Raw genomic sequence first — 22903 nt, 5'->3', positions numbered from 1 at the left:
TATGAAACATTTGTCAATTCGTGTGCCTTGGCATGACAACAATTGGAATGGATCTGTTTGCTGTTCACCAGCGGCTAATCCGTTTTGCTTGACTTTGCACAACATCTTGGAGCATAAGAATAATCTTGATGAAGACAGGATTGCTTCAAAGAAATGGGGTGATCTAAAGCCTGAGCAACTTCCTGCCTGCAAGGGGGAAAATGGTGGTTTCATGAATGAAGAATCCTACAAGCGTATCTTCGTCCATGTGTATGCTAACAATAAGCAGTTGCCTCATTCTCAGTTGCTTCCCACTGCAGTGGACGTGCCTGCGTTCTCTGCATTTGGAATACCTTTCCGCTATTTGTCAAAAGCTTCACAGGAAGATATGGACACTAAGTATCCTGGCTTGTCAAGGGATGAAGAGCCTCCTTTTAGAACTTCTTGGATATTTGGTGCACAGCGTCAAAGAGATATTTTGCATTGGTTCCTAAAAGATGTTGTGGAGCATGAATCTTTAGTGGTTTTCTATTGCAAGAACGGAAATCCTGTTGATGAGGATGCTGCCCGAGTTATCGTTGGTTTGGGTGAGGTGAGTCGTGTGCATGATGTTATTGAATTTGACTCAACTGCTGATTATACCTATCCGGCATGGGATTTGATGATTGAGCATTCTATCCGACCAAGTCTGAAGGAGTCAAATGGATTCCTTTTGCCATATAAGGAGTATTTAGCCATTGATGAACAGATATTTAAAGACAAACTCCATATATCAAAGAATGCTGCCATCAATGAAATCAAGTTGACATTGGATAAAGTAGGCAATAGTCAGAAAATATTTGATGAGCTTTCTTATGGTTGTGACAAGATAAGTCACCACAGTATGTTGATTATTCTGTCTGCTGCCCGAGATTCAGTAGAAGCAGTTATCAGACATGGACTGGTTGGAGGTGATTGGAAACGCCAATTACGTTGGATAGACCTGCAAATCGGTAATATCAAGAAGGCTTCTGGTCCATTTCCTGGTTTTGCTGAAGCGCTTCGTGCCATAGGTGTGAATTATGCTTATTTGATAGAACATGATCTTCGTATTAGCAAGCATCTGACTCCAAAAGGTAATCCATGGATGGCTTATTCTGATTTGTTATCGGATAAGATTCAGATTTCTGGTGTTGCTTATAATTCTGAACTGGGATATTATAAGGCATATTGGCATGCTACAGCAGATAAGCAGAAACAGGTTTTGATGCTTTTGTCGCGTTTTGAGCTTGATTCTACTCAAATCAAATATTGGGTAGAAAGACCTGAGAGCTATGATGATTTGTTGGCAAATCCTTACTTGATCTGTGAAGAAGGTGATACGTCTATATCAACCCAGATGGTTGACTATGGAGTGATTCCTGATGTACAGATACAGGGAGACTGGATTCCTGAAGCTCCATCTTGTGTAGATACCCTTATTGACCAAAGAAGAATTCGTTCCCTGGTGATAGAGAAACTTAGATTTCAGGCAGATTTAGGGGACACTCTTCTTTCTATGAGAGAACTTGATAGTTTGCTGAAGGAAGAATTGGATAAAGACAAGATGCTGCTTCCTCCTGATTACTTACTGAAAGTAGGTTCTTTCATGCAGGAAAAACTGGAGTATATCAAGACCGAGGACTCTGTTTCCATTCAGTTGAGGGAATTCACTGACATGGAAAGATGGTTACAAAAACGTTTGTCTGCCCGTGCTGCAAAGGATGTGAAGGAGCCATTATCTGAAGATTGGGCTTCATTGGTTAAGAATACCATCGCTTTTGATGCATCAAATCCTCAAAGTGTTATGGCCGTTAAAGACCAAGCTAAAGCATTGGGGATAATAAGTTCCAGGCGTCTTTCTGTGCTTACAGGTCCTGCCGGTACAGGAAAGACAACTGTAGTAAAGGCATTCTTGTCTTCAAAGTGCGTAATGGAAGAGGGTGTTTTGCTTTTGGCACCAACTGGAAAGGCTAGAGTTCGTTTGGGAAGTATGGCATCTAATACCCAGGCTTTGACTGTGGCGCAATTCTTGACAAAACAGGGGTTCTTTGATTGGAGTACAATGAGTGCTTACATACCTGCAAAAGATAAACAAAGAAAATATGTGGGTGCAAAGAATATTGTCATTGATGAATGTTCTATGCTCACTCTTTCTGATTTTTACGTTTTGTTGAACGCAATTGATCTGAAGACTGTAAATAGAATCATTCTCATAGGTGACCCATATCAGTTGCCACCGATAGGAGAGGGAAGACCTTTCTTTGATCTTTGTAGTTTCCTGGATAATGACAGTAAGTTGAGAACTACTGCCATAGCTCATCTACATACCATAGTAAGGACAATTCACCAGGGTGGACAGTCTGATATTCTTACTTTAGCTTCATGGTTTTCAGGAAATCAGGTTGCCAAGGATGCTGATGAGATCTTTGAGAAGATACGCAAGGGTTCTTTGGATAGTGATTTAAAGGTCTATTCATGGAAAACGGCTGATGAGCTGAAGCAATGTCTTTTGAATGTGTTGGAAAAGGAACTTCCTTTCTCAGAACTATCCATACCTGAAAGAATCAGAAAGTCCATTGGTATGGATGATACTTATTTTGCCATGGAACACCCAGAAATGGTGGAGGGTTTTCAGGTCTTGACTCCTGTAAAGAATCCTGTATGGGGTAGTCTGCAACTTAATAAGTATTTTCAGGAATGGTTGGGTAACACTAATGTAAAGTTTGCCATAGAGGTAGCTCCTGAATATATCTATCATGGAGACAAGATAATACAGCTTCAAAATGAGAAGCGCGAATCCTATCCTTCTAAACTTAAATTCCAATTGTCCAATGGTCAGATAGGTTTTGCTGGTTATGTAAGTGGTAAATATAAGCGTGCTAGTATTGTGTTCAATGGTATTCCAAATGAGAGCTTTAGTTATTTTCCTTCATCGAGTGACGATGTTGCAGTACCGATAGAGCTTGCCTATGCAATAACCATTCACAAGAGTCAGGGAAGTGATTTTGATACAGTGCTTGTTGTTCTTCCAAAAAGTGGGCAAATATTGTCTCGCGAGCTTATCTATACAGCTTTGACACGTGCCAAGAAGAAGCTGATTCTCTTGGTAGAGGATTCTCCTCAGTGGATGTTGGAGTATACCAAGCCTCAATATTCTGTCATGGCTCATCGCAATACGAATCTGTTTAAGTATTCTGTTCGTGAATCCAAAGTTGATGTTCCACACATCGAAGGATTGATACACAAGACTTTGAAGGACGGATTACTTGTAAGAAGTAAATCCGAAGTGATTATTGCTAACATGTTATATGAAGCAAATATTGACTTTGAATATGAGAAATTCCTGGAAGAAAAAGGAAAGAGATTCTTGCCGGATTTCACTTTCGAGGATGCTGCTGGTGATCCTATCATTTGGGAGCATTTGGGAATGCTTTCCAATCCTGCCTACAAGGAATCATGGGATAAGAAGCTTGCTTTTTATAAGTCTATCGGTTTTGAGGAAGGTACTAATCTTTTCACAACTATAGATCATGAGAATGGAAGCATTGATAGTGATGAGATCAAAGAAGTTCTTCAAACAATAGAGGATTTATTGTAAGAGAAAACCCTTTAATTTCTTTGAAGTTTATATTCATTCCTTTGTTTGGAGATAGCTTTATACCATCTCCAAACAAAGGAATGTTAAAAGTCATCTTTTAGCATCCATGAATCTTGATATTCTCGGCAAGTTCTTAATATTTTAACGTCACAATGAGCGTATAACCCTATGAGATGTTTATTTGTCAATTTCATGAGTTGCTTTTTGATTTCTAGCTCTGAATTTACATCATATGTGAAAATTCTAATTTTTCTTTTACAATTATTTTCTTTGTGATAGTGTATGCAATCCTGGAAAAAATCATAAAAATAATCATGATCATTTGTTCCTAAGGAGTGCCCAAAAATGTAAACTTCATCGGCTTCAGCTAAGTCTTCAACCAAGTTGGAACTTGCATATGAGCTATTTGCACTTTTGTAAAATCCAAAATATGCAGGGTTAATCTCGCGTTGGTCACCTGTTCCTAAAATTATATTATTATCTCTTATGGATCCATGGATATGAAAAAACATTTTACCTTCTGCTTCGAGTATTATCTTTCTTGCAATGCGATATACATTTGTATAGTTGAAGGTGTAAATTTTATACTCCTTTTTATTCCTTATAATTTTTTGTAGCACATTACGAGCTGGTGTATCTCTTTTAGCATGCATTGTAGTATCCATTTTTTTGCAAAACTCATCCTCTTGCGCTTGGAGATATTCTTTTAGACTTTTTATCACTTTATCTAAATCTTGAAAATCTTTTTCAGCTTGCTCAATAGTTTTATTGATATTTTGTGCAAATTCTGCCAACAACTCTTCAAGGTCAAACCATGTATTGACGTCTTCTTTTCTTTCATTTAAAAAGCAGGCTAGTGACCCCTGGTCTTTATTTGATAGATTTGTAAATGGCCAAAAAGTGCTTTCGGCAAAATCTCTGTATGCAGTTTTCATGCCCAAGTCTTTGTCGAATCCATTCCCCAATATCAATAATGAGAATGGGGTATAGCCTTCTTCTGTTTGAATATCATCTGTATGTGTCATAACATTTTATTTAAACATTTTCGTAAGCTCATCTATTAAATTGTCTTTTTTCTTGTCACTATCTTTCCATCGTTTTCTGTCTGATTCATGTTTTGCATGAAGGTCATTGAACTTTTTCTCGTCTCGTTTAGCCTGTTCAACAGTACCTTGAACCCTACCATCTCTTTTACCCCATTGGTAGAGGTCACTGCTTATAGGCATGTCTTCAGTAATGGTTTCATTTACTGATTTTTTTAGGCTATTCATAAAAGAATCACCTGTCTTGTTCATTTTATCTATTGCATCCATAGTATGCCCCAAGATAGGGGAACCGCCACCTTTCAGTGTTTTCTTTATTAATCGTTTAATACTCATGACATTCTATTTTTATATATTAAAAATGTTATTCTTTGAATCAATAATTTTATCCCATTCTTGGAAAATAAATTCTTCTTTAATTTTCATAATGAAGCGAGTGTCGGTTATGAACCTATATAGTGTAACTAAAAAACCTCCGATGTCGAAGTTTTTCCATGCCTCTTCATCACCATTGTAACTTCTAAAAGCTGTTTGTACGATATCCGAAGAGGTCGCTATCATATTTGAATATAATATTACTTTTCTGGTTCGTATATTATAAAATTCTTGACTTTGATCTTTTTGTGGGTTATAGAAAAATTTATGAATGGCACCAATGAGCATATTTATGAAAATAGCTTGTGAAGCAGATTTCATAGTTCTACGTAAAATTTGAGTATCATACAAATAGTCTAGATAATCGTAGCCTTCTTTGTACAACTCATAGGCTTTGTCTTGATCTAACAAACTCAAGAAAGGAATCGGCAGCCCCATCTTGGTATATTGATCTGATGCAAGGTGCATTCCTTGAGCAAATATAGCTGCATATAGTCGATGTTTGTCTTCTTTAATACTTTCAATACTCCCAGAAAATACAGACCAAGTGGTAATCTGCTCTTCCCAGCAAAAGTTAGAGCCCATATCAACATAATATGACTCAATATATGGAATTCTGAGTTTTTTTTCGCCAAGTTTGTATTCAGGACAAATAGTTATGCTATCAGTGATGATATTTGAAACACCAAAGAGCCATCCGAGTATTGGGTCATGCCCTAATGTCTTAACTCTATGCTGACCACCATGCATACTTCTGTTATGGAAACCTTCGCCGGAATGCCGGGTGGCATCATAAGGGACTTTAATTGTGAAGGCAATTTCTTGCCAAGAGCGATAGCTCTTTTGGCTCTTTTTTGACTTCCAATTACTATGTTCTTCCTTATATTTTTGCATTTGTTCTTTTACTTTTTCTTTGATGCTTGGATCATTATGAGCAAGTCTGTCTTCATCCTTAATTTTTTCTTGAAATTTAGAAAGCAAGTAGATTCTCATGACTTGTAGAGCAGTAGCAATCATAAGGATTGTAGTATCTGCGGCTGTCAAAGCTGTCCTTTTTTCAAAGGTACTATCAAGCTTATCCATAATAGATTCTGCGTTGTGCAGCACTACAGCGACACGTTCTTCTTCCTTGGAATGTTCGTCTATATCATTCCAAAGTTCTTGGAATTCTGCTTTAAGTGCAGCAACTTGTTTGAGAATTTCTTCTTTAGTCATATAACATTCACGTTAAATGGTTAAATTCTGCCTTAATGCTGCAAATATACAAAAATAATCGCATCTTCAAACACTTTTAGCAAAAAATAACGTTAATCCTGCTTTGAACTACCCACAAGCTAAAGATTTATGGGATTCCGACTTCATCAAGGAATGCTTGCAAGCAAGTCTTACGCCCTCTCCATCGGTGTAATCGACAGTTCCTGCCGATATATTTCTTAAACCTTCATCAAGTATATTCTTCGCTGCATTCAGGTCACGGTCTATTAACTCACCGCAATTTGGGCAAGTGTAGTAGCGGTCTGACAATGCCAGATCTTCCTTGACATGTCCACAATGATGGCAGGTCTTCGAGCATGGATAGAACCGGTCTATCTTAACCAGAATCTTGCCGTACCACTTCGCCTTGTACTCCAACATGGTAACGAATTTGCTCCAGCTAGCATCAGAAACAGACGTGGCAAGATGGTGGTTTCTTGGCGACATTATATGAGCATTCTGTATTGTGACCAATTCAATTGTGAACGCATGCGTTCACAATTGAATATGTATTGTAAAATTGGCGACAAAAGTTAAGTTGTCGCTCTCCAAATCCGCTTCCATATTCTGGCCCTATTTCTTTAGCAAGGCTCTTTATCAGATACTTACCATATTCGGCACTTCCCTTAGCTTGTTGTTCTTTTCCCACAATACGATGTCCTATAGCCCTGTACATCAGTACTCGGCAAAAATCAACACTACGCACTGCATGGGTATGAGCTGTGTTGATAATGGATTTTATTGTCGTTGACAAAACCTTGTAGGGTAATGTCTTGCTTATTTTTATCTGTCATATCTCTTTATTTATTATTCAACTATTAATTAATGAGTGCAAAGATACTACGATTCTGTGCATTCATTCTGCATACTTAAATATTTCTGCAGATTTTCTTCAATTTTTTCCTTAATTGTGTCTTTAAGGCTTTGAGGAGAAAGAACTTTCACGTCTGTAATGAACGAGAATTTCAGCTGGTTAAACTCTTTGTTGGGCTTAACCTGGATGGTTATGATTCTTATCTTCATTATTTGGTTACCTTTTCTAGTATATTTTGCATGATGTGTGCGGACTTATTGCACAGCTAGTTCTAGGTTCGTACTTTAACTATGAGCATTTGCCTACCTCTTATAGATAGAGAAAGTTGGCATCCTTGAAAAATATCTTCATGTATGTCTCCAAATCCGAGTCTGTTTGTAGGATGTATAGTTTATCCTCCAGAGGTTTAAGTGATTCAATTCTCTCCAGGGCATAGTATCCCATCTGGGAATATTGCTCAGTCCTTGCCATCATATACCACTTGTCATCATGCAGGCCTACATGGTAAGGGTCGCAAAAAATGTCGAACTCACGGTCATTGAAGGTATGGTAGTGTATCTTGAGAGGTTGGAAGCTAATGATGGATTCTACTATCTTTGCCAGGTGTTCCAACCCTTGAAGATTAAACTTCTGCTCTGGTAGGGAGGGATTCTCTTTACTTATGCCCAGCCTATTTTCCAGATATGGGATAATCGTGTTGAGAAATTCACAGCTACGTGTACAGTTTTCATTCTGAAACCTTTGCAGGGTTAGGTAGAGTGAACTTAATGAAGAACAGAGTGTATTGATAGCTTCAAATGGCAGGGCGTTATGGAATATGCTATAGTTCTTTTTGCTGTATCTATACCAGCTTTTTCCGTTCTTTGTTGGGAATTCCTCGATAGGTGCTTGAAAAGCGGTAGCTTCTTTCATATACTTGATATCTCCCAAAACCAAACGAGGGTTTACCTGGGCTCCAAGTTCTCCCCAAATGGCTTCACCTACTTTCTTGGAAAGGTCTATAGCGGTGTATTTGTGTCTTGTATCTGCGAAGCATCTGTCCAAGACCAGGTATCTCAACTGATTCTGTTTTTCTCTAATCATGATGATGGATGGATTATGTTATGCTTTTTGGGGTGTGGTGGGTTTGATGGTCAGCACCTCTTGTTGCTCCAGTGTACAGTTACAAAGTCTGGTTCCTATTTCATGGAGCTTTTGAATGATGTGCTCACTCTGTTTGTCTCTTGGCAGTTTCAGCCGGTTGGCATAGTGGGAGAGGAGTCCTTTATTAATCTGTGTCGCCTTGGCAAGTGTTGCCAGGGGTACATACTGGCTGTATGCTTTCAGAAGAGAAGCCATATCAGAAAAATGATAGGTAAAGTCATATTCCCCGTTCTTATACCATTCCGGAAAATCGCCATCTGGGTCACTGAAGAATGGGTTCAAGACCTCCAGACTTCCTTCTGCAAGTTCAATGAACTCATTGAAGTCTGGGGAACTCAGTTTTTTCACTACAGGTACTCCACTGTCTTGCCATACAGAGCCGGTGAATTCAGAATCTTTCCATTGGATATTGATGATGAAATGTCTCATATTGTTTTTGATCGCAAAGGTATGCAAATGAATACTATTACACAAATAAACAAGGTTAAAAGTATCTAAATGAATACCTTAATACTGCAAAAGAGGTGTTTTTTATCTTAAACCTTAACGGAAGTTAAAGTTCTTGCGATTTTGTCAAGGATTATCCTCGCGTGCGCGTGCGCGCGATATTTTTTTTAGGGATTTTGCATTTTTCCCAATTGTAAAGAAAAAAAAATCACGTTAATTTTGGGCTCGAAAAAAAGTGTGATTTTTGTTTGGAACTTAAGGAAGAAATTCATACCTTTGCCGCCGAGATGCAGAACAGCACTCAACGCTCATGGCTCTTTGGGATAACTGTGTTTAGGCCTTAATATATAACAGTTGGAGCTCCTACCCATTGGCTTTGTTCGTTCAAAGGATATTAAACCAATTAAATTGAAAAAGCAATGAAGAAGTTTTCGTTATTGATTATTGCGTGTGCTTTATTTATCAATGCGCATGCACAGAGGGTAGTAGCTCCAGAACCGGAGTTCATTGGTAGCTATTGTATGCTCACTAGCGATTCTACATACGTCGTTCTTCCAAAGGAAAACGGCAAGGTAGAAAAACACCAGAACAAGTTCTCTAAGTTTTCCAAGATTGCAGGTGCTGTAAGTGACCTCGGTTTTGCAGGTGGCATGGTAGGACTAAGCACAGGTAGCATGGCTGGACTGGAGACCGGTGTAAGAGTGATGGGTACGGCTGCCGGCGTGGGGCTTGCTGCAGATGCAGTGAACACTTTGGCTGGAGTGGAAGGAATGGATATTGCTTTTGCCGGAGGCAAGTCTGCTCATTCTATCAAAAAGGACGGAAAGGATATCCGATTACTTATCAAGGTTGAGAAGAATGATTATGACCCGATGGGCATCTACCGCATCGTGCGTTTCAAGGCTTCTAAGAAGGACAGAAGAATACAGTGGCTGACACTTCAGCCTGCGGTGCTCGGAAGCTCTGATGCACAGAAAAAGGGATATCTCTCCTTCTCTGGACACAAGTATGGCAACCAGAGTTATCTGCTCACCATTCCGGCTTCAGAGCTTGAACCAGGAGAGTATGGAATCATCTATATGGCAGTAGCTTCTGCACAGGAGATTCCTTTTGGAACATTTAGTATAACTAAGTAAAACTACAAGATTATGGAGACATTATTAATGATGTTGTTTGTTGGTGCCTTGGCTAAGGGCACAACAAAGGCTGTGCTTGGTGGTGGCAAGGGAAGAAAGAAGAGAACCAACTGGGACCATCTTAGCTATGGTCAGAAGGCTTGGCTGCATGATCATTCGAAATAGCCAGGTTTTAAGTAGGAACGGAAATGAGTGAAATTTGCTTCATTTTAGCCGGATTCACCGCACTTGTTGGGGCTTGCCTGGTGCTTGACCGGGCAAAGAACCTTCAGGATGTGAAGATTACGATTTTCTTAACGATGGCAGTTTGTACAATCCTCCTCGTAGCTGGTACCATCCTGGTTTGAAGAATAAAATATCATGATTCCGTGATATTTTATTCATTGTTTTAGCGGTTGGCATATGATTGGCCATCTTGTTCAACGTGAAGTCTGGCAAGAGGTGGATAGACGAATTAAAAACTATAAGTTATGGTTCAAGAACGTAAGATTGCATTATTGGTGGATGCTGAGAATGTCTCTCACCATCGCATTGACCAGGTGATGGCAGCTGTTAAGAACAACCTGGGTGGCTTGGTTACAGTCAAGCGTATATACGCAGATTGGACTAAGCCCAATCTTTCCGCATGGAAGGCTGTGCTTCAAAAGCATGCCTTCCTTCCTATTCAGCAGTACTCTTTTACCTCTGGCAAGAACTCTACGGATTTTGCCTTAGTGATTGATGCGATGGATTTGCTGTATCAGAACGATATTGATGTGTTTTACATCGTATCAAGTGACAGTGATTTCACAAGGCTCGTCATGCGCATCAGGGAATCCGGAAAGATAGTGATTGGCATGGGAGAAAAGAAGGCGCTTGAGAGTTTTGTCTTGGCCTGCAATGATTATATTTTCTTTGAGGAGAGAGGGGATGCTTCTTCTACGGTTTCTGGAAGTTCCGATTTTTTGGAGAAGGTATCTTCTCAGGCTCCTTTTATTCCATCGTTTTCCGATACCTCGTATAGCGTGAGTTCTGTGGCTGCCAGTTTTGTGGTCTCTTCCACAGCTTCCTCTGATTCTTTCTCTTTCTTGGATGGAGAGGGTAAGATTGTTGCGGAAGGTATGGAGGATAGTAAGGAGGACAGCATGAAAGTATCGGAGCCTTCTGGTGGTTTTCTGAAGCCTGAGACTTTGAGTAGGGATACAGGACAATACCCTTCAAACCGCAGCGTCACAGCCTCACGGAGGTATTGCCCTCTATAAAGATACTGTTTTGAATACCTTATCAAGTACAAAGAAAACCAATTCATCTGAAATCAGCAAGAGAAATGGGAAAAGTTTTAATGTTGATGTATCATTTTGTTGAAACAGCAGTTGAAAATCGGACTTCTGAAAGGAAAACATGCCATTTTGTTCCAATTGTCATGACAGTTTTTGACGGAAATCAAGAAATCATACCCTTTTCTGCATTTTCTTTCCCAAAAATTGTGCGCGCACACAAAAAGGCATTATCTTTGCACTCGAAAAGATTGAATAACGAATAATTAAAGTAAAGAAAGGGTAACATTATGATGGTATTAGGAATGACATTGGCAGTTGCAGCTGCTCTTTTTGCAGAGGTTGTAAATGTAAACAAGAAGATTAGCCTCGGCAAGTAAGCAAGCTTTGAGAGGCATCCATAGGATGCTTCCAATGAAGCTTCTCTAATGGATATTAGATGAGGTAAAGAATATGTAGATTAGGATAACAGATTGATATAGAGAAAGGATAAGATTATGATGGTATTAGAAATGATTTTAGCTTTGGTCGTTGCAGCATGCGCTGAGTATGGTGCAAGATCCAACATGAAGAACTTCGCTTAACAGGCGATGTTTCATGAAAATTTGAGAGAATTGTAGAAAGAAGTTTCCATATATATTATAGAGATGGCAGTTGTAGGCGTTTGTGAAGATGCTTGCAGCTGCCTTTTCTTTTTGTATCTTTAGGGTGTCGAAATTCAAAATTAAAGTTGTACCTTTGCACCCAAGTTGAGATTACAGAAATGAAAAAGGAACGTGAAACGGCAAACAAATATCGTCAGCAAGCTCTTGAAGGAGATTTAATGGCGATGAACAACATGGGTGTCTGCTATGCGCAAGGCATCGGTGTTGTGGAGGATCATGTGATGGCATTTCAGTGGTACATGAAGGCTGCTGAACTGGGAGATACTTACGCATGCTACAATGTGGCAGAATGCTACTACCAGGGAGATGGAGTGGAACAGGACTTCGAAAGAGCTCTTCATTGGTATCTGATTGCAGCAGAAAAAGGAGATGTACAATCACAGGTTAATGCTGCCAATGCATTTTACCTGGGTCAGGGAACTAAAGAAGACCACGTAAAGGCTCACCAATGGTGGCTGAAAGCAGCTCAAAGGGGACATCTTCAGAGCCAAAAGAATGTAGGTGCCAACTATTGGAATGGAGATGGAGTAGAGAAGGATGACAGTTGGGCTGCCTTTTGGTATGAAATGGCAGGTCAGCAAGGTGATGCACAGGCTCAGTTCTCTACCGGATGGTTCTATATGACCGGTACAGGCGTTAAACAGGACAAGCGCAAGGGACTCAAATGGATTCACAGAGCCACTGCCCAAGGATTTGAGCATGCCAAACAATGGTGCAGGGACAATGGGTACAGTATATATTAACAATGTAGTGAAACAAATGAAGACAGATTTACGATTGATACAAGAGCAGCAGCCTCTCGTACACAACATAACCAATTATGTGGCTATGAACTTTGTTGCCAACAGCCTATTGGCTATTGGAGCATCACCTATCATGGCGCGTGCCGAGGAAGAAGTGGAGGAAATCAGTAGCAAGAGCAATGCCTTGGCTCTCAACCTAGGCGTTCCGGAAAGCACCACTGCTCACTCGATGATACTGGCAGGGGAAGCTGCCATGAAAAAAAGAATTCCTATCGTATTTGATGTGGTTGGAGTAGGAGCCACCCGCTTTCGTATGGATATAGCATCACAGATTATCCTCAGGTGTCACCCTACAGTCATCAAGGGAAATGCCAGTGAGATTCAGGCATTGTACTCTCACCAGATAGGCATGCAGGGAGTGGATAGTCACCAGGAAACCTATGAGGTTGAGAAACAGGCTAAGAAACTGGCTCAGCAACTTTCCTGTATCATAGTTATAACTGGAGCCATAGACTTCATCACGGATGGCGAAAGAATGGCTTATGTTCATGAAGGACATTCCATGATGAGCAAGGTTACTGCAATGGGATGTACTGCCACTGGTATCGTTGGGGCATTCCTTGCTGTGAACTCCGATCCTCTGGAAGCATCTTTTCATGCCATGAAAGCCATGGGAATTGCAGGAAAAAGGGCAGCTTCCCAGTCTAGAGGAACCGGAAGCATGATGATTAACTTCCTCGACGAACTCAGCAATCTTATGGCTTATGACTAGGATTATCAAAATCAAGAGACGTTCCTTCATGAAAAGCTTCATTGCAATCAATCTCTTTGGCATGATTGTTACTTGCGAAGATCTTTCTAAAGTGGAACTCAACCATGAGCTCATACATACGGCCCAAGCAAGGGAGTTGTTGTATATCCCATTCTACCTCTGGTACATCATAGAATGGTTTTTATTATATCTCAGATATCGGGATTGGATGCGGGCATATTACAACATCAGGTTTGAAAAGGAAGCCTATGCTCACCAAGAAGACCTGGAATATTTAAATCGAAGGAAGCATTATTGCTATAGATGATGTTACGTGGTGCCATAATCTTGCTATTCCCCAGTTTTTTGGGGAATAGTTCTACACCTTTTCCCCAAATTCCACAGGGGTAATTTATGGCGCACAAATTATAAGTCTCTGTATATCAAGCTTATCATCTTTTCTATTATCTTTTGGCATGCAGGTTGCAACTATGAATAGCGGGTTCGATAATGAATCCACAAAACAGAGTAAATAACAATAAATAGTAACAATTTAAAACAGATAAGATTATGAAGAAGTTCGTTTTTGCAGCTATCGCAGCTATGGTAATGGTTTCAGTAAGCAACGTATTTGCATCAAGCAAAATGATGATAGATAATTCTGAAGTAGTTCCAGTTGATACAGTAGCACCTGAAACTCCAAAGGATTCAGCAGAGATCAGCACACCTGTTTTGCCTCAGGCTGGTACAGAAGATTCAACAGAGCAGGCGACTCCTGCAGAGACAACAGCAGAGTCTGTAGAAACAACCCAATCTGAGCAGCCAGCTGAGGTTCAGGAGACTCCACAGAAGAACGCCCAGCAGGAGTCAACAGAGATAGAACAGGCTGCTGTTTCAGAGTAACAAATATCTGATTTTCAATATAATTAAAACGCAGAGGTCTGCTGGCAGTAATGCCGGCAGATTTCTGCGTTTAATTTAATACATCTAATTATTCTTTAAAAAACTTGATAACCCATCTTATAATAAAGTAAATTATGTATTTTTGCATATCATAATTAAGATTAAAGCTATGACAAAGAATACAATGGCAAACAAACTTCCAAGGAAGTTGATTCAAAAGATGGAAATCGTGGGTGAGCAGATTAAGCTTGCCAGATTACGGCGCAACCTGAGCATGGCACAAGTTGCAGAAAGGGCAACATGCTCGGAAGTTACACTTTGCAAGGTAGAAAAGGGATTAAAAAAGGAGTAGGAATGGAACGACTGTTTGTTTTCGCTGATTTTAACTGGCTCGGCAAAGCGGAGCTGGTAGGAGAGTTGTGTTATGAAAAATTGTGCGGCTCTGACAGTTATGCATTTAAGTTTGATGAGAATTGGCTTAAGGTTCATGCCGGAATTAAGCTTTCGGAAGACATCAACAATTACCCAGGCATGCAATATACCCAGCCAGGAAGTGATATTTTCGGATGTTTTTCTGATGCTTTGCCAGATAGGGGTGGACGTCTTTAATTTTTTGTCTTTTTTTATTTTCTTATTTGAAAATCAATATCTTATGTTGTTTTTGTTCTCCTTCAAGCTCTAATAACCTTCTCTTTGCATCCAATCCTCCTGCAAAACCTGTAAGGAGATGATTGCTTCCGATAACACGATGGCAGGGAATGAAAATGCTGATGCCATTAGCTCCGATGGCACCTGCCACGGCTCTTGTGCCATTGGGATTACCCAAACTTATGGCTATTTCCTTATAGCTTCTTGTTTCTCCGTATGGTATGTTGAGCAATGCATGCCATACTTTTTTCTGAAAATCAGTTCCTATAGGGTGCAACGGAATATCGAATGTCCTGCGGCTGCCGGTAAAATATTCATTCAGCTGCTTCTTGGCCAGTTCCAGGATAGGGGATGTTTCTATCTTGAACTCAGCCTTCATATACCGCGAAAGCCGAAGCTTATTGCGCACTGAACATGGCATTTCATTCCAATCACAAAGGCACAATTCATCGTCCACCGATGCCAGGATGATTTCTCCACAAGGCGAACTGTAATATTGGATACTTACTTGCTGCATTATATCAGATACGATTGAACAGATTCTTATTTTTCATAAAGTTCTATCGGCAAACCATCTGGGTCACTGAAGAATACAAATCGCTTGCCTGTATATTTATCTGTACGGATGGGTTCATGAGCGATACCTTTATTGTCAAGTTCATCTGGTCACGCTTCCATCACCTAGAGGTCAGGTATTTACGAATATCAAGCATACGCATGGTAGAGTTACAGAGGTTCTCGCAACCGATGATGCGAGCTTCATGCTGGGTGAGCGTTTGAAGCTTAACGGCAACTGCTTTCCTGCGCTCCTCTTCTTCGCGAGCTTTACGCTCGGCGATGAGACGAGGATCGTTCTCCTGGACATACTTGCTGCCACGGTACTTCACATATTGAGACATGGCTTCCTCGTAGAGCTTTTTGTTATCACACATCACGCTTTGTCCATCCTCAATCATAGTGGTGAGCATGGATGCCAGTCGGTTACGTTCATCCTTGCCAAAACCGGAAAGTTCTCCAAGGCAAAGGACACTACGATGTTTAGTCTTGCCATCTTTGTCGATGTAAGACTTCGTGAGACGGTAGTAATCGTATGCGATTGCCGTACCATCTCCCTGATCACGATATTTCTTTGCCTTGGATATATACATTTCGGGGGCAAAGGTACACACAATTTTTCAACTGGCAAAACGGGCGGGTGTAGCATTTTGGGGATTTTCCCGAACATACGCTGCAAATTAGGATTCTTTATACAAAATCAGCTAGGAAATTGGCAGAAAACTGCCAAAATCTAGGATTTCGTTAGGAATCTTTAAGTTTTTCACCAAAAGCTGCTGCAATGTGGGCTAAATTTGCTATGGAAAAACAAGGGAGGATGAAAGGATATGGAATGGATTATAGCATGAAAATAGTTAAAGAAATATATAAAAGTCAAGTTTATTGCGTAAAAAAACAAGACTTTTATTAACTTTGCACTCGAAAATAGGAGATAAACATGGTTATAGCAAGTCTGATAAAGGAAAAATTGTCATTGACCCCTGCAGGGGTCGTATTGACAACAAGAGATTTTGGGGTGGAGATGCGGTATCAGCCGGCACTTGCCAAAGCTCTCAACCGTCTTGTGCACCAAGGCGAACTGCAAAAGATAGCAAAGGGAAAATACTATATTCCGAAGAAGACCATTTTTGGAAATCTGAAACCTGCAGATTCTGAACTTGTAAAAGACTTTCTGGAGCAAAATGGCAAGATTGTAGGCTACATTACCGGAACTGCCGCATTTGCATCCCTAGGGTTGACTACACAGATAAGCTCATCCATCCTTGTCGGCACAAATAAATATCGGAGACCTATCACAAGGAATGGCGTGAAAATATCTTTCTTGTTACAAGAGAACGCCATAACATCAAGCAATATTCCACTACTTAGAATATTGGATGCTCTGCGCCTTATAAAGGACATTCCTGCCACTTCACCAGATGAATGTGTGACGAATATTTGCAAAGCAATCAATACTCTTTCAATGGAACAGAAGCAAGAATTGGCAGAACTATCCTTGGCATACACACCTTATGTAAGAGCTTTGCTTGGAGCCATCTACGAGAACATGGGGCTTGAAACGGAAACCATCAGTAAAACATTGAATGGAGTGACCAGCTACAAGTTGCCAGTCTCCGACAAAGTATTATCAAACAAAAAAAACTGGAACATCATATGAGATTACATGAAAACAGGGATTTGTTCTCTGATGCATTGCAGTATGTCCACCAGCTTCATGTCATCAAGGACGCAGAGATTATAGGAAAATACTCCGATGCAAGTTGGGTGTTAAAATGGTAAGAAAGGAGATTATTTATGTCACAAAAGAAGATATTCAGATGCCAGGATTGTGGGTACGAGACCGAAGTATATGAGGGACGTGGCTTCATGGGACAGCATATCGAAGCCATGTCTTGTCCTGACTGCAGAAACATAGTACCTCTTGTGGTGGGTGGAGTAATTGGTGATGCTGCACCTAGTTTTAATTCTCTTGTAGGAAGGCTATGTCTAAGATGTGGTTCTGACAGGATTCGCAGGTGGGATATGCATACTTGCCCAAAGTGCGGGGGCAAGATGCAACCCACTGGCGAAGAAGAGTTTTGGACATGAAAATTCTAGCCTATATTTACCTCTTTGATATTTTACTGAAAATTACTTCTCAGAATTTCTTCGTTCTCAGATGGCAATAAGGCTCACCACCTGTTTTTTCATAATAATGCTGGTGGTAGGCCTCGCCAATGTAGAATGTCTCCTCTGGCAGGAGCAAGGTATTGACCTCGTCACCCTTACTACGGAGAAGTTCCGTCACATGTTCGGCTGTCTGCTTCTGAGATTCATTACGATAGAAGATACAGCTGCGGTATTGTGGCCCCAAATCAGGACCAACACCATCGGTCTGTGCCGGGTCGTGAATCTCGAAGAAGAGTTTACATAAGCTCTCATATGAAACCTGTTGGGGATTGAACTCCACGATGACGGCCTCTACGTGATGCGTCTTGTGGTCTCGTACATCGGCATAGGAAGGAAAAGCCTCTTTGCCACCGGTATATCCTGCCAGGGTATTGAGTACGCCGGGCTGTTTCTGAAACTGATGTTGCGCGCCCCAGAAACATCCGCAGGCAAAGATGCCAACCTCTATACTGCAGTCTTCAGGCGCATGATAGATGTCAACCTGAGAGCATTTTTCGATGGCTGCCTTAATCATTTCCAGTGCCTTGCCATGTTTCTTCTGAAGGTCTGGGTAGTCCTTACCTCTCTGAAAGTTATGTTGGAGGTCATTGTACTTCACTTGAAGTGCAATGGGATTTTGAGAATCGATAATGCTCTGCACATAATCGAAATAATCAGTTCCCGGCTTATGTGTAAGGATGCGAAGGGCATTCACTACACCTGTGGGAATACCTTCATGAAGCAAATCCTCAAAGGAGTAGGAGGTATCTTCTACCACATCATGCAGAAAGCCTGCCATCTTTTCCTCGTCTGTATGGCCCATCAAGCCCACTGTGAGTGGATGAAGGATAACAGGATAGCCATCGCGATCAAGTTGACCGGCATGGGCTGACGTTGCTATACGGAGTGCTATATCAATTGGATTCATTGTTAATTATGTCATTCTATGTTTATAATTTTGTCGTATCTCTTGCTTTGCTAGTCCTGGAATGATCGCCTGCATGAAAGATACGCTTGCCTGCAACTTCTACTATCCAAGACACACCGCTATCATTACTACCGGCTGCAACTATCTTTATATTTTTGTCGCACCATGATTTTCCCTTTACCATCAAGACGTCAGCTTCGACCTTTTGGCATCTGTGATGTCTGATGATGTCCTTGGAGAGTATGTAGGTAAAAGAGGTCTGTGGGTAGCGCTTGCGCCATGAAAAGATTTCCCGCGAGAAGTGATCTTCATGGAAATGACTTACAAGTACATACACAGGCTTACCCTTGGACAGAATCACCGGCATACAATCGGCGGGATCCATCCAATAATCGAAGACCAATACGCAGGATTGGGTCTCCACTGCAAAACCACTATGAAAGATATATGTCAGTTTCATGATTCTCATTCTGATTTACGATTGAATCTTTGAATTCTTTCTTGGACGATTTGAAATAGGTATGTTTCATCTTACCGCCCAAAAAAGGATAGCTTTTCTCTTATCCTACTATATTTAAACGGTTTGACGAATCTCATATTTAACCTCCATGCCAAGGATATCCATGATTTTTTCAACCGTCGATAGGGAAGGGTTGCCTTTACCGCTCTCTATTTTCTTGATGGTAGAAATGGCTATCTCAGACATGTCAGCGAGGTCTTGCTGGGTAATCCCCAAGGCCTTACGCTGTAATCTCATTACTTCTTGAATTTTCATACCAAGTAGTATATTATATTGTACTTTTCGTGCAAAGTTAACAAAAGAATCTAGATTACGCAAGAAAAGGTATAATATATTGTTCTTTTTATAAAAAATTATAAGTTTCTGAGATTTTTCTTGGTTTTTTGCCTTTGAATATTGTTTTTTTCTTAACTTTGCATGCACAATTCATTATAGAAATCATGACTATAGAAGAAGCTATCAAACAAAGACATAGTGTACGAAAGTACATACACAAACCTCTTTCAACTGAGGTAGTTAGAGCACTTGAAGAAAAAATCTTGGAGTGCAACAAAGAGGGTGGCCTTCACATACAACTGGTTACCCAAGAAACCAAGGCATTCTCCGGCATTATGTCATATGGAAAATTCCATGGCGTGGAGAACTATCTCGTAATGGCAGGGCAAAAAGCCGACGATCTTGATGAGCGTATTGGCTATTATGGCGAACAGCTTGTGCTGCTTGCACAAGCCCTAGGACTCAACACCTGCTGGGCAGGATTAAGCTATCGCAAGGTGAATGAAGCCTACAAGATTGAAAAAGGGGAGAAGTTGACATGCATGATTGCCTTGGGATACGGAGAGTCACAAGGGGTTAGTCACAAAATCAAGACCATGGAACAGGTGAGCAATGCAACCAGCAATTCTCCTTCATGGTTCCGAAAGGGCGTGGAAGCAGCTCTTCTTGCTCCCACTGCCATCAATCAGCAGAAGTTCTCATTCTTCCTGCAAGACCAGGAAGGTACAAAAGCTGGTTGTAAACCCAAAGTTCTTGCCAAGAGAGGCTTCTCAATGGTAGGATATACCAAGATGGACCTCGGTATTGCCAAGCTTCACTTTGAAATAGGAGCAGGAAAGGAAAACTTTAAGTGGGTGGTAAAGAAAGTATGAGAGACTTCACGGAAATATGGCAACTTCAAGATACCATCATTACAGCAGTCAACGCATGCGGTTATGGTGTCTGGGATTTGCATGCTACCAATTGGGGATTTCATCTGGAGTTAACAGAGCATTTGGATGATGCAGAAATCTGCAATATCTGCAGTCAACTTCCGCTTTCTGGAGATTATAAAGGAGAAGGCACAAAAGGTTCTGTTCTAAGTTTGTACAACTACTGATTATTGATGTTCAAAAATAAAAGATAGATTATTATGCAGATATTACAAAAATCATGTTTGATAAGGCAGACAGGAAGCTTATCGTAAATAGAAAGTTTGCAGTACACCCTATTGAGAGGAATCGCCATATAACTTTAGCAATTAGTTTTTTTAATGATAAAGCATTTAAATTGTATTGCAAGGATTATTATCTTAAATAACCGTAAAAAAATTACGGCGTATTGATATTTTGTATATCTTTGCAACTGCTTAGCTGCACTTGACATTATAATAAAAGATAGTTTGCATTGTTTAAGTGTGTATTAGCTTTGCACCAACAAAATTGTTATCAATTAAAAATAAAGTATATATAAGCATGCTAGTAAAATTTGCCGTAACGAACTATAGAGGATTTGCCAATCGTATAGAATGGGATTTGTCGAAACCAAGTAACTATTCGTTCAATACTTTTGCCATTAAAGATGGTATCATCAAGAATGGCATCGTATATGGACCTAATGGTTCTGGCAAGTCGAACTTTGCAATGGCCATCTTCGACATTACCAATCATCTTTCACAGAAGTGGAAGAAGGTGAACTATTATGATAACTTTACATATACGGGAAAGTTGAACTTCCCCGTAAAATTTGAATATACATTCAAGTTTAGAGATAATACGTTACTATATACATATAGCAAATCACCTGATGGAAAACTGGAGGAAGAAGAACTTGTTGTGAATAACAAGCTTATTTTCTGCAACAAGAATTCTGTCTTGACATTGGATGATGTTGAATTCCCGATGGATTCTGCGGTGAAGGCAAACCTTGCCAATAACGCCAATAATGTATCCATCGTAAACTTTCTGCTTACTTCCTATCCTCTTGCCAAGGAACATTATCTTCTGAAACTGCAGCAATTCGTAAACTCAATGTTATGGTTCAGAAGTGTTGAAAAAAATGAGTTTATGGGGTTGGCTACTGCTCCGGCAAATCTCGATGAGTATATCATCAAGAATAAGCTGACTCGGGACTTTGAGGAATTCATCCATCGGGTAAGCGGACAAAGTTTTGAGTTTCAGGAGCCAAAGGATGATGATAAAGAGTTGTATTGCGTATTTGGATTAGGTCGCATTCCATTCGATAAGATTGCATCAACGGGTACTCAATCTCTGATGCTGCTATATTACTGGCTGAAACAGATGACAAAAGCATCGTTCGTTTTCATAGATGAATTTGATGCTTTCTATCATTTCAGACTCTCTTATGAGGTTTGCAAAACCCTCTTTTCCCTTCCATGTCAGGCTTTTACATCATCACACAACACCTATCTGATGACCAACGACTTGCTTCGCCCAGATTGCAATTTCATCTTGCAAGACAACAAAATCAAGCCGTTGAGCGACTGCACTCAAAAAGAGTTGAGATTCGGGCATAATATAGAAAAAATGTTTAGAGGTAACGCATTCGAAGTATGATACTATTCGTTTTTGAAGGAGTAAAACGGGAGCCGGATTTGTTCCGCACCATCCAGCGATTATACTTTGCAAATAGAGATGAGCAGATAGTATGTTCCTATAACAACAACATCTATCAGCTATACAAAGATTTGCAGGAGTATGATGGCGATGGAGATATTGTGTCTTTGCTGATGGAGAAATTTGCTGGTCAAGCAGACAATCCGCTCAAGGATATTGATGCATCTGCTGACATTTCTGAAATCTATCTGTTCTTCGACTATGACTTTCATAACCGGAATTTATCTCTCGAAGAAATCAACAGGCAGGTAAAGGAAATGCTTGAAACATTCAACAACGAAACGGAGTTTGGTAGGCTATATATTGACTATCCGATGGTTGAGTCTATACGATATACTAAGCAGTTGCCCGATGCAAACTATTGGACGTATTCTGTAACACGTTCTGAGTGTGGTAAGTTTAAAGGTGTATCTGCAGATTTTTCTGCGTATGACAGTTTCGATTTCATCCTACTGAAAGATCATCGAGAGCCAACAGAAGTAGAGATGGAGGAAGTTAAGCAAAATTGGGAATATTTAAAGGAAATGAATGTGGGAAAAGCGAACTATCTATGTAAGGGGAAGAATACGATGCCTGCATCTAAAGAAGACATACTTCAAGACAAAATATTCAACTCACAAGTAGAACAGTATGTGAATACCGAAGATTGCAAAGTAGCTGTACTCAATGCTTTCCCAATTTTTCTGTTTGACTATTTCAAATAATATTTTAAGAGAAGGTTATCATACGAGGACATTCTATTAAGCAACAAATTTGGACTATCTAAAATTATATTTGCACAAATATGCGTAAGGGCAATAGGTTTAAGAGTGGCTAAGCTCATATTGACATTATTACCAAGGTTGCTTTAATTCATCTAATTATTCGTTTAAAAAAAGGGCTAGCCCCATAATCAGGACTAGCCCCCAGTTTTAATTATTTTCTCGATGCAATGAATGTATCTTGAAAGCTGCATAGCACTTCAAGGGGGGTGTAAATTAAACTGTGTCAAGGCTTGTTCTTAACTTTCATTCCCACTCCCTGCTGGGGGCATGCCCCCAGCAGGGAAGCCTTTTCGGCTGCAAAGTTACATAATTTTAAATCTA

General features: G+C 40.2%; 27 protein-coding genes and 3 pseudogenes. 18 read left to right on the top strand and 12 right to left on the bottom strand.

The window, feature by feature from the left end; translation table 11 throughout:
* The first annotated feature begins 1 nt into the window (after nucleotide 1).
* Nucleotides 2–3598: an AAA family ATPase gene (locus tag NNC77_RS12940; RefSeq protein ID WP_254971099.1), complete on the top strand. Its 3597-nt coding sequence runs from the start codon at nucleotides 2–4 to the stop codon at nucleotides 3596–3598.
* An 83-nt stretch (nucleotides 3599–3681) separates the two neighbouring features.
* On the opposite strand, the gene NNC77_RS12935 is transcribed toward NNC77_RS12940, so the two are convergent.
* The 7 genes from NNC77_RS12935 to NNC77_RS12905 all read right to left on the bottom strand — a co-directional run bounded on the left by NNC77_RS12935 (nucleotide 3682) and on the right by NNC77_RS12905 (nucleotide 8656).
* Nucleotides 3682–4623: an AbiH family protein gene (locus NNC77_RS12935; protein WP_117729142.1), complete on the bottom strand. Its 942-nt coding sequence runs from the start codon at nucleotides 4621–4623 to the stop codon at nucleotides 3682–3684.
* 6 nt (nucleotides 4624–4629) lie between these two features.
* On the bottom strand, nucleotides 4630–4977 hold the full coding sequence (locus NNC77_RS12930) for a hypothetical protein (protein WP_117729143.1): 348 nt from the start codon (nucleotides 4975–4977) through the stop codon (nucleotides 4630–4632).
* Between the two features lie 12 nt (nucleotides 4978–4989).
* Nucleotides 4990–6231, bottom strand: coding sequence for a hypothetical protein (locus NNC77_RS12925; RefSeq protein ID WP_118067370.1), 1242 nt, complete (start codon nucleotides 6229–6231; stop codon nucleotides 4990–4992).
* A 108-nt stretch (nucleotides 6232–6339) separates the two neighbouring features.
* Nucleotides 6340–6717 carry an RNA-guided endonuclease TnpB family protein gene (locus NNC77_RS12920; protein ID WP_117729551.1) on the bottom strand — a complete coding sequence of 126 codons (378 nt, stop codon included), beginning with the start codon at nucleotides 6715–6717 and terminating at the stop codon, nucleotides 6340–6342.
* Nucleotides 6718–6745: 28 nt separating this feature from the next.
* Entirely contained in the window at nucleotides 6746–6976 is a 231-nt protein-coding gene (locus NNC77_RS12915; RefSeq protein ID WP_254971108.1) for a DUF1016 N-terminal domain-containing protein, read from the bottom strand.
* Nucleotides 6977–7393: 417 nt separating this feature from the next.
* Nucleotides 7394–8167, bottom strand: coding sequence for a WYL domain-containing protein (locus tag NNC77_RS12910; RefSeq protein WP_254971092.1), 774 nt, complete (start codon nucleotides 8165–8167; stop codon nucleotides 7394–7396).
* 18 nt (nucleotides 8168–8185) lie between these two features.
* Entirely contained in the window at nucleotides 8186–8656 is a 471-nt protein-coding gene (locus NNC77_RS12905) for a hypothetical protein (protein ID WP_218459974.1), read from the bottom strand.
* Nucleotides 8657–9093: 437 nt separating this feature from the next.
* Between NNC77_RS12905 and NNC77_RS12900 the strand changes: the two genes are divergently transcribed.
* From NNC77_RS12900 to NNC77_RS12855, 10 genes and pseudogenes are all read left to right on the top strand, one after another.
* Nucleotides 9094–9810, top strand: coding sequence for a hypothetical protein (locus NNC77_RS12900; RefSeq protein WP_117729543.1), 717 nt, complete (start codon nucleotides 9094–9096; stop codon nucleotides 9808–9810).
* Between the two features lie 12 nt (nucleotides 9811–9822).
* Nucleotides 9823–9975 (top strand): hypothetical protein, encoded by a 153-nt coding sequence (locus tag NNC77_RS12895; protein WP_181975384.1) that lies wholly within the window; start codon nucleotides 9823–9825, stop codon nucleotides 9973–9975.
* A gap of 23 nt (nucleotides 9976–9998) precedes the next feature.
* Nucleotides 9999–10157 carry a hypothetical protein gene (locus NNC77_RS12890; protein ID WP_254971090.1) on the top strand — a complete coding sequence of 53 codons (159 nt, stop codon included), beginning with the start codon at nucleotides 9999–10001 and terminating at the stop codon, nucleotides 10155–10157.
* Between the two features lie 123 nt (nucleotides 10158–10280).
* Nucleotides 10281–11051: an NYN domain-containing protein gene (locus NNC77_RS12885; RefSeq protein ID WP_117729541.1), complete on the top strand. Its 771-nt coding sequence runs from the start codon at nucleotides 10281–10283 to the stop codon at nucleotides 11049–11051.
* A 65-nt stretch (nucleotides 11052–11116) separates the two neighbouring features.
* Nucleotides 11117–11332, top strand: coding sequence for a hypothetical protein (locus NNC77_RS12880; RefSeq protein ID WP_254971087.1), 216 nt, complete (start codon nucleotides 11117–11119; stop codon nucleotides 11330–11332).
* Nucleotides 11333–11829: 497 nt separating this feature from the next.
* Nucleotides 11830–12474, top strand: coding sequence for a tetratricopeptide repeat protein (locus tag NNC77_RS12875; protein ID WP_254971085.1), 645 nt, complete (start codon nucleotides 11830–11832; stop codon nucleotides 12472–12474).
* 16 nt (nucleotides 12475–12490) lie between these two features.
* Nucleotides 12491–13246, top strand: a complete 756-nt coding sequence (gene thiM / locus NNC77_RS12870; RefSeq protein ID WP_254971083.1) for a hydroxyethylthiazole kinase — start codon at nucleotides 12491–12493, stop codon at nucleotides 13244–13246.
* A 549-nt stretch (nucleotides 13247–13795) separates the two neighbouring features.
* Nucleotides 13796–14128 carry a hypothetical protein gene (locus NNC77_RS12865; RefSeq protein WP_117729534.1) on the top strand — a complete coding sequence of 111 codons (333 nt, stop codon included), beginning with the start codon at nucleotides 13796–13798 and terminating at the stop codon, nucleotides 14126–14128.
* Between the two features lie 169 nt (nucleotides 14129–14297).
* Nucleotides 14298–14465: pseudogene (locus NNC77_RS12860) on the top strand (helix-turn-helix domain-containing protein); the annotation flags it as partial.
* Nucleotides 14466–14482: 17 nt separating this feature from the next.
* Nucleotides 14483–14731 (top strand): annotated as a pseudogene (locus NNC77_RS12855) (type II toxin-antitoxin system HipA family toxin); the annotation flags it as partial.
* 28 nt (nucleotides 14732–14759) lie between these two features.
* Here NNC77_RS12855 and NNC77_RS12850 read toward each other — a convergent pair.
* Together NNC77_RS12850 and NNC77_RS12845 are read right to left on the bottom strand one after the other, a co-directional pair.
* Nucleotides 14760–15293 (bottom strand): methylated-DNA--[protein]-cysteine S-methyltransferase, encoded by a 534-nt coding sequence (locus tag NNC77_RS12850; RefSeq protein WP_119237863.1) that lies wholly within the window; start codon nucleotides 15291–15293, stop codon nucleotides 14760–14762.
* A 163-nt stretch (nucleotides 15294–15456) separates the two neighbouring features.
* Nucleotides 15457–15924, bottom strand: a pseudogene (locus tag NNC77_RS12845) (IS1634 family transposase); the annotation flags it as partial.
* Nucleotides 15925–16268: 344 nt separating this feature from the next.
* Between NNC77_RS12845 and NNC77_RS12840 the strand changes: the two are divergent.
* Genes NNC77_RS12840 through NNC77_RS12830 form a run of 3 tightly spaced genes read left to right on the top strand, consistent with a single transcriptional unit; the run spans nucleotide 16269 to nucleotide 17419 of the window.
* Nucleotides 16269–16988 carry a DUF6088 family protein gene (locus NNC77_RS12840; protein ID WP_117729532.1) on the top strand — a complete coding sequence of 240 codons (720 nt, stop codon included), beginning with the start codon at nucleotides 16269–16271 and terminating at the stop codon, nucleotides 16986–16988.
* A complete protein-coding gene (locus NNC77_RS12835; protein WP_254971078.1) occupies nucleotides 16985–17110 on the top strand; it encodes a hypothetical protein in 126 nt (41 codons plus the stop codon). Before NNC77_RS12840 ends, NNC77_RS12835 begins: the two co-directional genes overlap by 4 nt.
* Nucleotides 17111–17125: 15 nt before the next feature.
* Nucleotides 17126–17419: a hypothetical protein gene (locus tag NNC77_RS12830; protein WP_254971076.1), complete on the top strand. Its 294-nt coding sequence runs from the start codon at nucleotides 17126–17128 to the stop codon at nucleotides 17417–17419.
* Between the two features lie 49 nt (nucleotides 17420–17468).
* Here the strand turns inward: NNC77_RS12830 and msrA are convergent, their stop codons facing one another.
* From msrA to NNC77_RS12815, 3 genes are all read right to left on the bottom strand, one after another.
* Nucleotides 17469–17948, bottom strand: coding sequence for a peptide-methionine (S)-S-oxide reductase MsrA (gene msrA, locus NNC77_RS16735; protein ID WP_308279129.1), 480 nt, complete (start codon nucleotides 17946–17948; stop codon nucleotides 17469–17471).
* Nucleotides 17949–18429: 481 nt separating this feature from the next.
* A complete protein-coding gene (locus NNC77_RS12820; protein ID WP_334672846.1) occupies nucleotides 18430–18867 on the bottom strand; it encodes an MBL fold metallo-hydrolase in 438 nt (145 codons plus the stop codon).
* 114 nt (nucleotides 18868–18981) lie between these two features.
* Complete coding sequence (locus NNC77_RS12815) at nucleotides 18982–19164, bottom strand: helix-turn-helix domain-containing protein (RefSeq protein ID WP_254971072.1); 183 nt, start codon at nucleotides 19162–19164, stop codon at nucleotides 18982–18984.
* 203 nt (nucleotides 19165–19367) lie between these two features.
* Here NNC77_RS12815 and NNC77_RS12810 point away from each other — a divergent pair, with 203 nt between their 5' ends.
* The 4 genes from NNC77_RS12810 (at nucleotide 19368) to NNC77_RS12795 (ending at nucleotide 22522) form a co-directional block, all read left to right on the top strand.
* On the top strand, nucleotides 19368–20075 hold the full coding sequence (locus NNC77_RS12810) for a nitroreductase family protein (protein WP_254971069.1): 708 nt from the start codon (nucleotides 19368–19370) through the stop codon (nucleotides 20073–20075).
* Nucleotides 20072–20302, top strand: a complete 231-nt coding sequence (locus NNC77_RS12805; protein WP_254971067.1) for a hypothetical protein — start codon at nucleotides 20072–20074, stop codon at nucleotides 20300–20302. Before NNC77_RS12810 ends, NNC77_RS12805 begins: the two co-directional genes overlap by 4 nt.
* Before the next feature lie 355 nt (nucleotides 20303–20657).
* Nucleotides 20658–21758 carry an AAA family ATPase gene (locus NNC77_RS12800; RefSeq protein ID WP_119230230.1) on the top strand — a complete coding sequence of 367 codons (1101 nt, stop codon included), beginning with the start codon at nucleotides 20658–20660 and terminating at the stop codon, nucleotides 21756–21758.
* Nucleotides 21755–22522, top strand: a complete 768-nt coding sequence (locus NNC77_RS12795; protein WP_144153480.1) for a hypothetical protein — start codon at nucleotides 21755–21757, stop codon at nucleotides 22520–22522. Before NNC77_RS12800 ends, NNC77_RS12795 begins: the two co-directional genes overlap by 4 nt.
* Nucleotides 22523–22903: the final 381 nt, after the last annotated feature.

It is taken from the genome of Segatella copri, from assembly GCF_024330485.1.
GTDB lineage: Bacteria > Bacteroidota > Bacteroidia > Bacteroidales > Bacteroidaceae > Prevotella > Prevotella copri_L.
Note: the sequence above shows the minus strand (reverse complement) of the source record. Positions and strands in the feature narration are given on the sequence as shown.

Bases quoted from the DNA above. Each gene is read 5' to 3' on its own strand.
- NNC77_RS12875 (WP_254971085.1), top strand. From the start codon at position 11,830: ATGAAAAAGGAACGTGAAACGGCAAACAAATATCGTCAGCAAGCTCTT.
- NNC77_RS12830 (WP_254971076.1), top strand. From the start codon at position 17,126: ATGTCACAAAAGAAGATATTCAGATGCCAGGATTGTGGGTACGAGACC.
- NNC77_RS12865 (WP_117729534.1), top strand. From the start codon at position 13,796: ATGAAGAAGTTCGTTTTTGCAGCTATCGCAGCTATGGTAATGGTTTCA.
- NNC77_RS12890 (WP_254971090.1), top strand. From the start codon at position 9,999: ATGAGTGAAATTTGCTTCATTTTAGCCGGATTCACCGCACTTGTTGGG.
- NNC77_RS12925 (WP_118067370.1), bottom strand. From the start codon at position 6,231: ATGACTAAAGAAGAAATTCTCAAACAAGTTGCTGCACTTAAAGCAGAA.
- NNC77_RS12840 (WP_117729532.1), top strand. From the start codon at position 16,269: ATGGTTATAGCAAGTCTGATAAAGGAAAAATTGTCATTGACCCCTGCA.
- NNC77_RS12805 (WP_254971067.1), top strand. From the start codon at position 20,072: ATGAGAGACTTCACGGAAATATGGCAACTTCAAGATACCATCATTACA.
- NNC77_RS12885 (WP_117729541.1), top strand. From the start codon at position 10,281: ATGGTTCAAGAACGTAAGATTGCATTATTGGTGGATGCTGAGAATGTC.
- thiM (WP_254971083.1), top strand. From the start codon at position 12,491: ATGAAGACAGATTTACGATTGATACAAGAGCAGCAGCCTCTCGTACAC.
- NNC77_RS12920 (WP_117729551.1), bottom strand. From the start codon at position 6,717: ATGTCGCCAAGAAACCACCATCTTGCCACGTCTGTTTCTGATGCTAGC.
- NNC77_RS12935 (WP_117729142.1), bottom strand. From the start codon at position 4,623: ATGACACATACAGATGATATTCAAACAGAAGAAGGCTATACCCCATTC.
- NNC77_RS12795 (WP_144153480.1), top strand. From the start codon at position 21,755: ATGATACTATTCGTTTTTGAAGGAGTAAAACGGGAGCCGGATTTGTTC.
- NNC77_RS12930 (WP_117729143.1), bottom strand. From the start codon at position 4,977: ATGAGTATTAAACGATTAATAAAGAAAACACTGAAAGGTGGCGGTTCC.
- NNC77_RS12820 (WP_334672846.1), bottom strand. From the start codon at position 18,867: ATGAAACTGACATATATCTTTCATAGTGGTTTTGCAGTGGAGACCCAA.
- NNC77_RS12940 (WP_254971099.1), top strand. From the start codon at position 2: ATGAAACATTTGTCAATTCGTGTGCCTTGGCATGACAACAATTGGAAT.
- NNC77_RS12815 (WP_254971072.1), bottom strand. From the start codon at position 19,164: ATGAGATTACAGCGTAAGGCCTTGGGGATTACCCAGCAAGACCTCGCT.
- NNC77_RS12910 (WP_254971092.1), bottom strand. From the start codon at position 8,167: ATGATTAGAGAAAAACAGAATCAGTTGAGATACCTGGTCTTGGACAGA.
- NNC77_RS12895 (WP_181975384.1), top strand. From the start codon at position 9,823: ATGGAGACATTATTAATGATGTTGTTTGTTGGTGCCTTGGCTAAGGGC.
- NNC77_RS12900 (WP_117729543.1), top strand. From the start codon at position 9,094: ATGAAGAAGTTTTCGTTATTGATTATTGCGTGTGCTTTATTTATCAAT.
- NNC77_RS12880 (WP_254971087.1), top strand. From the start codon at position 11,117: ATGGGAAAAGTTTTAATGTTGATGTATCATTTTGTTGAAACAGCAGTT.
- NNC77_RS12800 (WP_119230230.1), top strand. From the start codon at position 20,658: ATGCTAGTAAAATTTGCCGTAACGAACTATAGAGGATTTGCCAATCGT.
- NNC77_RS12850 (WP_119237863.1), bottom strand. From the start codon at position 15,293: ATGCAGCAAGTAAGTATCCAATATTACAGTTCGCCTTGTGGAGAAATC.
- NNC77_RS12810 (WP_254971069.1), top strand. From the start codon at position 19,368: ATGACTATAGAAGAAGCTATCAAACAAAGACATAGTGTACGAAAGTAC.
- NNC77_RS12835 (WP_254971078.1), top strand. From the start codon at position 16,985: ATGAGATTACATGAAAACAGGGATTTGTTCTCTGATGCATTGCAGTAT.
- NNC77_RS12905 (WP_218459974.1), bottom strand. From the start codon at position 8,656: ATGAGACATTTCATCATCAATATCCAATGGAAAGATTCTGAATTCACC.